1 protein-coding gene is annotated in these 1,765 nt (G+C 75.5%); it reads left to right on the top strand.

The annotated features are described in order from the left end of the window. Positions 1 to 341: 341 nt before the first annotated feature. A complete protein-coding gene (locus KS423_RS44955) occupies positions 342 to 1,655 on the top strand; it encodes an alpha/beta fold hydrolase (RefSeq protein ID WP_224285435.1) in 1,314 nt (437 codons plus the stop codon). The last annotated feature ends 110 nt before the right edge of the window (positions 1,656 to 1,765 follow it).

The following is a 1,765-nucleotide window of genomic DNA, read 5'->3' as shown; positions in this document are numbered from 1 at the left end:
CGCACCGCCACCAGGTCACGCCCCGCCGCTGCGCCGCTGGTCCGGGCGGCCCTGCCGGGCGGTCGTACCGCGTCCGTCGCACCGTCACCGGGGCCTGGTAGGGGGCGCGTCACCGCCCACGGTCCGGAGCCGGCACCCGCCTTTCGGACCGCCGCCGGGCCGGCTCGGGCCGGACGTCGGCCGGGCTCGGCCGTCCGGTCGGTCGGACGGACGGACGGACGGGGCGGTCGAACCGGTGCTCGACCGCCGCCAGGATACGGTGCGGGGGTCGCGGCCCCCGCACCCGGTGACCCCGTGAACCGCGACGCGACCGCTGTGACCAGCAGAGACCGAGGAGTTGCATGTCCACCATCAGCCGGCTGCCCGGGATTGTCACGACCGACCACGTCTTCCGGCTGCCGCTCGACCACGCCGCCCCGCAGGGCGAGCAGATCGACGTGTACGCCCGCGAGGTGGTGGCCGCAGGCCGCGAGCGGGACGACCTGCCCTGGCTGGTCTTCCTCCAGGGTGGCCCGGGCGGCAAGGCCGCCCGGCCGCTCGGCCGGGACTCCTGGTTGGAGCGCGCCCTGGACGACTACCGGGTGCTCCTGCTCGACCAGCGCGGCACCGGGCGGTCCACCCCCGCGACCCGACAGACCCTCGCCCGGCGCGGCGGCCCGCAGGAGCAGGCGGACTACCTGGCCCACTTCCGGGCGGACTCGATCGTCCGGGACGCCGAGCTGATCCGCGAGCGGCTGCTCGGCGCCGACCGGCGCTGGAGCGTGCTCGGCCAGAGCTTCGGCGGTTTCTGCACCCTCACCTACCTCTCCATCGCCCCCGAGGGCCTGACCGAGGCCTTCATCACCGGTGGCCTCGCCGGCCTCGGCAGCTCGGCCGACGACGTCTACCGCGCCGCCTACCCGCGGGTGGTCCGCAAGAACGAGGACCACTACGCCCGGTTCCCGCAGGACGTCCAGGCGGTGCGCCGGATCGCAGCCCACCTCGCCGACGCCCCCGCGACCCTGCCGGACGGCGGGCTGCTCACCGTCGAGGCGTTCCAGGCACTCGGCCTGCTGCTCGGCGGCGGCAGCGGCTCCGGCACGCTGCACTACCTGCTGGAGGAGGCCTGGGTGGAGGGCGCGGCCGGGCCCGAGCTCTCCGACACCTTCCTGGCCGGCGCCCAGGCCCAGCTCTCCTTCGCGGGCGGCCCGCTGTACGCGGTGCTGCACGAGTCGATCTACGGCCAGCGGTCGGTGGACCAGGGTGGCACCGCCTGGGCGGCCGAGCGGGTCCGCAAGGAGTTCCCGCAGTTCGATGCCCGGGCCGCGCTGGAGTCCGACGCGCCGGTGCTGTTCACCGGGGAGATGATCTACCCCTGGATGTTCGACACCGACCCGGCGCTGCGCCCGCTGAAGGAGACCGCGGAGCTGCTCGCCGCCCGCACCGGCTGGGCCGACTTGTACGACCGGGCGCGGCTGGCCGACAACACCGTGCCGGTCGTGGCGGCGGTGTACCACGACGACATGTACGTGGACACCGCCGACTCGCTGGAGACCGCCCGCGCGGTGCGCGGCCTGCGGACCTGGATCACCAACGAGTGGGAGCACGACGGCCTTCGGGTGAGCGGCGGCACGGTGCTGGACCGTCTGATCAAGATGGCGCACGGCAAGGCGTAGCGGCCTGCGGGCCGGCGCCGCGGCGCGGTTCGGCTCAGCGCGCACGGTGCCCTCCTCCCCTCGCCCGCCGGACGCCCCGACAGCGGTGGAGGCCGGTGCGGGCTGCGGCC

Origin of the sequence: Streptomyces sp. LS1784, assembly GCF_020103755.1 — a bacterium.
Taxonomy (GTDB): domain Bacteria; phylum Actinomycetota; class Actinomycetes; order Streptomycetales; family Streptomycetaceae; genus Kitasatospora.
The sequence above is the reverse complement of the archived record's forward strand: the minus strand, read 5'-3'. Positions and strand labels throughout refer to the sequence as shown.

Excerpts from the sequence above, each read along its gene's own strand:
- KS423_RS44955 (WP_224285435.1), top strand. The coding sequence starts at position 342 with ATGTCCACCATCAGCCGGCTGCCCGGGATTGTCACGACCGACCACGTC.